Source organism: Kitasatospora sp. NPDC002551 (assembly GCF_040296005.1).
Lineage (GTDB): Bacteria > Actinomycetota > Actinomycetes > Streptomycetales > Streptomycetaceae > Kitasatospora.
Genome location: NZ_JBEOWI010000124.1, coordinates 1 through 6149 on the forward strand (window position 1 = coordinate 1; position 6149 = coordinate 6149).

General features: G+C 73.6%; 7 protein-coding genes. 5 read left to right on the top strand and 2 right to left on the bottom strand.

The features are described from left to right. Positions 1–219: 219 nt before the first annotated feature. Complete coding sequence (locus ABT093_RS40180) at positions 220–489, top strand: hypothetical protein (protein ID WP_350572463.1); 270 nt, start codon at positions 220–222, stop codon at positions 487–489. A gap of 21 nt (positions 490–510) precedes the next feature. Here ABT093_RS40180 and ABT093_RS40185 read toward each other — a convergent pair whose 3' ends face one another. Continuing rightward, entirely contained in the window at positions 511–1167 is a 657-nt protein-coding gene (locus tag ABT093_RS40185; protein WP_350572464.1) for a response regulator, read from the bottom strand. 125 nt (positions 1168–1292) lie between these two features. Then, positions 1293–2195: a sensor histidine kinase gene (locus tag ABT093_RS40190; protein ID WP_350572465.1), complete on the bottom strand. Its 903-nt coding sequence runs from the start codon at positions 2193–2195 to the stop codon at positions 1293–1295. Positions 2196–2556: 361 nt separating this feature from the next. Here ABT093_RS40190 and ABT093_RS40195 point away from each other — a divergent pair, with 361 nt between their 5' ends. From ABT093_RS40195 to ABT093_RS40210, 4 genes are all read left to right on the top strand, one after another. After that, positions 2557–3543, top strand: a complete 987-nt coding sequence (locus ABT093_RS40195; RefSeq protein WP_350572466.1) for a thiamine pyrophosphate-dependent dehydrogenase E1 component subunit alpha — start codon at positions 2557–2559, stop codon at positions 3541–3543. Between the two features lie 23 nt (positions 3544–3566). Further along, positions 3567–4544: an alpha-ketoacid dehydrogenase subunit beta gene (locus ABT093_RS40200; RefSeq protein WP_350572467.1), complete on the top strand. Its 978-nt coding sequence runs from the start codon at positions 3567–3569 to the stop codon at positions 4542–4544. 80 nt (positions 4545–4624) lie between these two features. Continuing rightward, positions 4625–5131: a quercetin 2,3-dioxygenase gene (locus ABT093_RS40205; RefSeq protein WP_350572468.1), complete on the top strand. Its 507-nt coding sequence runs from the start codon at positions 4625–4627 to the stop codon at positions 5129–5131. A gap of 188 nt (positions 5132–5319) precedes the next feature. Further along, the gene (locus ABT093_RS40210; protein ID WP_350572469.1) at positions 5320–5955 is read left to right on the top strand and encodes a TetR/AcrR family transcriptional regulator; all 636 of its coding nucleotides are present in this window, start codon (positions 5320–5322) and stop codon (positions 5953–5955) included. Positions 5956–6149 lie beyond the last annotated feature (194 nt).

Genomic DNA, 6149 nt, shown 5'->3' on the forward strand with positions numbered 1-6149 from the left:
GGAAGGAGCTCAACCCGACCGCCGCCAACACCCACTGGGACCCGGTGACCGAGTCCTCCTGGGTGTACGACGGCACCAACTTCTGGACCGGTGACCGGGACGGGGCAGGAAAGGTTCCCAGTGTGTTGGGGATTCCCGACCCATGACGGTGGGACGGCCGGTCCGCAGGATGGCCGTAGCACCGCTTCCCCCGCTGCCGTCCCCGCCGGAGGCCCTCCGATGCGAACCGTCCTGCGCCGTGCCCACCGTCGTTACCTGCTGCGCCGGTGGGCGCGGCTGACCGGCCGCTACCTGGCGGACGGGCTGATCTGGCTGGGGCTGGCGATGGGGGCGCTCACCTCGCCCTCCGCCCTGCCGGGGGCGCGGAAGCCGGAGGACGTGCTGCCCCCGCCGGGGGTGCCGGAGTGGCATCCGGAACGGGCCGGGGCGCACCCGGCGCCGCTGACCAGGAGCGAGGAGGAGCTCTGGGCGCACCTGCTGGAGCGCTGACGGCCCCGCGGGCCGGCCGGCTCAGCTGCCGAGGCCGGCGCGCCGGGCCCGGACGGCCGCCTCGGCGCGGTCCGCGACCTGGAGCTTGCTGAAGATCCGGGAGAGGTAGTTGCGCACCGTCTTCATCGAGAGCCCGAACTCGTTGGCGATGTGCGCGTTGTTGCGGCCGTCCGCGAGCATGGTGAGCACCGCCATCTCCCGGGGGGTGAGGTCGGGGAACGGCTCGCGCTCGGGGGCCGGCCGGCGGACCTGCGCCAGCAGGTGGGCGGCGGCCTCCGGGCCGAACAGCGCGCCGCCCTGGCTGACCGCGGTGATCGCCCGGCGCACGTCGTCCAGGCCGGCGCCCTTGACCAGGTAGCCCCGGGCGCCGGCCCGCACCGCCGCGACGATGGACTCGTCGTTGTCGTCGGCGGTCAGCATCACCACCGCCACCCGGGGGTGGCGGGCCAGCAGGGTCCGGGTCGCCTCGATGCCGTCGGTGCCGGGCATGCCGATGTCCATCAGGACGACGTCGGGTGCCAGCCGCTCGACGGCGGAGAGCACGTCCGCCCCGCTGGACGCCTCGCCGACCACCGTCAGCGTGTCGATCCGGTCCAGGAGTTGGCGTAAACCAGCCCGAAACAGCTCATGGTCGTCGACAACCAGGATACGGAGGTTTCGGGGCACGGCCGGGTCCATGGGGGCTCCTTGGGGAGGACGAGGAAGCGCGGGTGAGCGCGTGGGAAGCCGGGAGCGGACACGGGTCGGTCGAGCACGGACTCCGCGACGCCCCCCGGGGAGGAAGGGGAAGGACCGGGAACGCGTCAGCCGAGCCGGTCGCTGCCGTCGACCAGCGCGGAGTGCGGCAGCCGGATCCGGACCGCGGTTCCGTGCGGGGTCCGGGCCACCGAGAAAACACCGCCGAGTTCCTTGGTGCGGACGCACATCGACGGAAGTCCGATTCCGCGGACCGCGTCCGCGGAAATTCCGATCCCGTCGTCCTCGATCGACAGGTCGAGACCGTTCCTGCCGACCGACGCGGAGATCCGGCAGACCGAGGCCCGGGCGTGCCGGGCGACATTGGCGACGGCCTCGCCGGAGATTTTCTTCAATTCGGTCTGGACGTCGGCCGGGAAATCGTCCAGGACGGTCGGCAACTCCGTGACGAACCGCAGCCGGCCGGCCCCGGCCTCCTCGAAGGCGCGGACCTGGCGGTCCAGGAACTGGCGCAGAGTGCCGGCGGACTCGCCGGTCCGGGGCTCGGAGCGGTCGAGGTCGCGGATCACCCGGCGGACGTCGGCGATGGCGGTGCTGACGTCCTCCCGGGCCTGGGCCAGCAGGGCGGGCGCCTGTTCGGCGTCGCTGTTCAGGTCGAGGCCGGCCAGTTCCATCCGCATGTGCAGGGCGGCCAGCCGGGGAGCCAGCGAGTCGTGCAGCTCCCGCCGCAGGCGGCGGCGTTCGTCCAGCCGGGCGGCGGCGTCCGGACAGCCGGGCTCCGCATCGGTGGCCAGGAAGGCGACGGCGGGAGCCGGCGGCCTCGGTGCGGCCGGCGGCAGGCCGGCCGCACCGAGGCCGGTGACCAGGCCGAGCAGGGTGTTCACCAGCCGGCCGATCCGGTCGGAGGTGTTCCGTTCACCGCGCGTAGTGAGCGCCGCCGCGCCGTTCATGGCCAGGTTGGTCGGTCTTCGATCGGCCCTGCCGGAGGATTTTATTATCTGGTCCAGCATGGTTCCTGAGATCCCCCCGTCGCTCGCGTCTTACCCACTGTGCACGGGCGTTCCTGGCGCGGGGAAATGGAATTCCTCGGGCATGTCCGAAAATCGGCACGGCGGACCCCGCTCTATCGGTCCGTCGTACGTTTCAATGCCGTGATCCCAATCCACCCGGGACAAGACCTTAGGCGCGGCCTTGCGCGGGGCGCAAGGGTGGGAGAGCCGGGTGGGGGAGTGGGCCCTGACGGATTCGGACACTTGGTTGCACCCATGTGAGTGAGCACTTACCCTCATGGAGTCGGGCCACGAGCACGACCGGCGAACGAGGCGCGCGGCGCCCCGCCGGCGTCCCCCGGAGAGCCGAGGAGGCGACCCCATGGGCACATCCCGCACCACCGATCTGACGCTCAATCAGATCGCAGAGATCTACCGGACGATGAGTGTGATCCGGGCTTTCGAGGACCGCCTGCACGGCCTGGCGAAGAGCCTCCCCGGCGCGGTCCACCTCTACAGCGGGCAGGAGGCCGTCGCCGCGGGAGTGTGCGCGGCCCTCGCCCCCGACGACTTCCTCGCCAGCACCCACCGCGGCCACGGCCACGCGATCGCCAAGGGCTGCGACGTGGAAGCGATGATGAAGGAACTGCACGGCCGGCCGGACGGGCTCTGCGGCGGCAAGGGCGGCTCGATGCACATCGCGGACTTCGACCGCGGCATGCTCGGCGCCAACGGCCTGGCCGGCGGCGGCGTCCCGCTCGCCTGCGGGGCCGCGCTGACCGCCCGCCAGCAGGGCACCGGCCAGGTCGCGGTGGCCTTCACCGGCGATGGCGGCGCCAACCAGGGCGCCGTGCTGGAGAGCCTGGTGCTGGCCCGGATGCTCGACCTGCCGGTGATCTTCGCCATCGAGAACAACGGCTACGCCCAGGCCACCCCGGCCGACCGGCACTTCTCCGGCACCGACATGGCCCAGCGCGCGGCCGGCTTCGGCATCCCCGGCGCGGTGGTCGACGGCTACGACGTGCTCGCCGTGCACGCCGCCACCACCGAGGCCGTGCGCCGCGCCCGGGACGGCCAGGGCCCGACCGTGCTGGAGTTCCGGGCCGAGCGCTTCCACGGCCACATGGAGCTGTGGGACGACCAGTCCTACCGCCCGGACGCCGACCCGGAGCGGTTGCGCACCGAGTCCGACCCGCTGCTGCTGCTCCGCTCCCGGATCGCCGACGGCACCGTGGCCGGACCCGCCGCCTTCGAGCTGGACCGGATCGACCGGGACGCCACCGCGCTGGTCGAGGCCGCCGTCGCGGCCGCCTCCGAGCCGTTCACGGCCGACCCGCGCACCCTGCTCGACCACGTCTACACCCGCTGACCCGCCCCGGAGGAGGGATCCACGTGCGCACCATCACGTACCAGCAGGCGATCGGCGAGGCGCTGGCCCAGCAGATGCGCTTCGACCGCTCGGTGGTCCTCATGGGCGAGGACAGCACCAACGCCTGGGGCCCGACCAAGGGCCTGCACCGCGAATTCCCGGACCGCGTCCTCGACATGCCGATCACCGAGGCCGCCTTCGTCGGCGCCGCGGTCGGCGCCGCCGCGACCGGCCTGCGCCCGGTGGTCGACCTGCTCTTCGTCGACTTCGCCACCGTCTGCTTCGACCAGATCGCCAACCAGGCCGCCAAGCTGCGCTACATGGCCGGCGGCCGGGTCTCGGTGCCGCTGGTGCTGCGGGCGATGTGGGGCACCGGCCTGCGCCGCGGTGCCCAGCACTCGCAGGCGCTGCACCCGCTCTTCGTCCACCTGCCCGGCCTCAAGGTGGTCGCGCCGTCCAGCCCGTACGACGCCAAGGGGCTGATGGCGCAGGCCCTGGTGGACGACGACCCGGTGCTGTTCCTGGAGCACAAGATGCTCTACTTCGTGCCCGGCGGCGTCCCCGAGGAGCCGTACGCGATCCCGTTCGGCTCGGCCAAGGTGGTCCGGCCCGGGACGGACTGCACGGTGGTGGCGATCGGCCGGATGGTCTCGGTCGCGCTCGCCGCCGCCGAGCAGCTCGCCGCCGAGGGGGTGCAGGTCGAGGTGATCGACCCGCGGACGCTGTCCCCGCTGGACACCTCGACCATCTACGGCAGCGTGGAGCGCACCGGCCGGCTGGTCGTGGTGGACGAGGCCCACCCGCGCTGCAGCCTGGCCACCGACATCGCCGCGCAGGTCGCGCAGGACCGTTTCGCCGCGCTGCGCGGGCCGGTCAGGATGGTCACCGGGCCGCACGCTCCGGTGCCCTTCAGTCCCGAGCTGGAGGACGCCTTCGCGCCGGGGCCGGACCAGGTGGTGGCCGCCGTGCGCGCCACCGGGCTGCTCCGCAGCGCGGCCTGAGCCCGCACCGACGACCGATCAGTTTCCGTACCGCTGTGCCGCGGGCCCGGCTGCGGGCCCGCCGACCGAGGAGGAACCGAGTGACGTCCCAACCGTTCGTGAAGCAGCCCGACGAGGGGCGCGCCATCTGGCACGTCGGCGCGCTGCTCAAGTTCAAGGCGACCGGCGCCGAGACCAACGGGCAGTTCTGGCTCGCCGAGCAGCTGTCCCCGGCGGGCTACGCCTCGCCGGTCCACCTGCACACCCGCGAGGACGAGTTCTTCATCGTCCAGGAGGGGGAGATGGTGCTGCGGATCGGCGACGACGAGCACAAGGTCGGCCCGGGCGCGACGGTCTTCGCGCCGCGCGGCATCGCCCACCAGTACCGGGTGGAGACCGAGGGGACCCGGTTCCTGGTGCTCGGCACCCCGGCCGGCTTCGAGGAGTGGTTCTTCCGGACCGGTGAGCCGGCCACCAGCCTGGAGCTGCCGCCGCCGCTCCAGGGCCCGCCGGACTTCGCCCGCCTGCTCGGCGCGCTGGAGCCGCTCGGCGTGCAGCTGGTCGGGCCGCCGCCCGGGCTGGGCGGTCCCGCCGGGCCGCCGCGCTGACCGGTGCCGCCGCTTCCTTCGCCGGCCCCGTCGCCCTCCGCGGGCGGTGGGGCCGGCGCGCTGGTCGAAACCCCCGGCGTGCTAGTCGAAACCGGTGAGCGGGTACTCACCTGCACGCTATCCTTCGGGTACCCCTCCGCAGCCGCGGTCCGGTCCGGGACCGGCCGCCCCGTCCCCTCGGAGCCTTCATGAGTATGCGCGAGCAGATCGTCGACGCCGCCGAGCGGGTGATCCGGGACCTCGGCCTGGCCCGCTGCACGACCAAGGAGATCGCCGAGGTGGCGGGTTGCTCCGAGGGCACCATCTACCGGCACTTCCGCAGCAAGGAGGACGTCTTCCTGGCGGTCCTCGCCGAGCGGCTGCCCGGCCTGCTGCCGGTGCTGCGGGCGCTGCCGGAGGACGTCACCAGCGAGGGCGAGGTACGGGCGGCCCTGCAGCAGGTGGCCGAGGAGGCGCTCGCGTTCTACCGCGAGTCGATGCCGATGCTGCTGTCGGTGTTCGCCGAGCCCAAGCTGCTCGACCGCCACCGGGAGTGGATGCGGGCCAACAACGCGGGGCCGCACCGGGCCGCCGAGCTGCTGGCCGACTACCTGCGGCGGGCCCAGCGGGCCGATCTGGTCAGCCGGGACGCCGACCCGGTGGCGGCGGCCCAACTCCTGCTCGGCGCCTGCTACCTGGCCGCGTACGGGGGCGTGTTCGCCGCCCCGTCCGGCGGGTCGGAGGAGCTGCGCGAGGCCGAGGCCTTCGTCCGGCAGCTCTGGCGGACGCTGGCCCCGGCCGACCGGCCGGCGGCGCCCGCGCGGACCCGCGCCAAGGCCCGCTGAGCGGTCCCGCCCCGAGCCGAAGGGGCGCCGGGGCGCAGCGCCCCGGAGGCGAGCGGGCGAATCACGGCCCGTCGCCCGGTGAGCAGTACCGGGCGGCGGGCTTTCGCCCGTCGGCGGGCACGCGGGAGGGGCGGACGGCAAGTCCGTCACCATGGTCCAGGACGTGCTCGGCCGGACGATCTCGTACACCGACG

Excerpts from the sequence above, each read along its gene's own strand:
- ABT093_RS40180 (WP_350572463.1), top strand. The coding sequence starts at position 220 with ATGCGAACCGTCCTGCGCCGTGCCCACCGTCGTTACCTGCTGCGCCGG.
- ABT093_RS40185 (WP_350572464.1), bottom strand. The coding sequence starts at position 1,167 with ATGGACCCGGCCGTGCCCCGAAACCTCCGTATCCTGGTTGTCGACGAC.
- ABT093_RS40190 (WP_350572465.1), bottom strand. The coding sequence starts at position 2,195 with ATGCTGGACCAGATAATAAAATCCTCCGGCAGGGCCGATCGAAGACCG.
- ABT093_RS40195 (WP_350572466.1), top strand. The coding sequence starts at position 2,557 with ATGGGCACATCCCGCACCACCGATCTGACGCTCAATCAGATCGCAGAG.
- ABT093_RS40210 (WP_350572469.1), top strand. The coding sequence starts at position 5,320 with ATGAGTATGCGCGAGCAGATCGTCGACGCCGCCGAGCGGGTGATCCGG.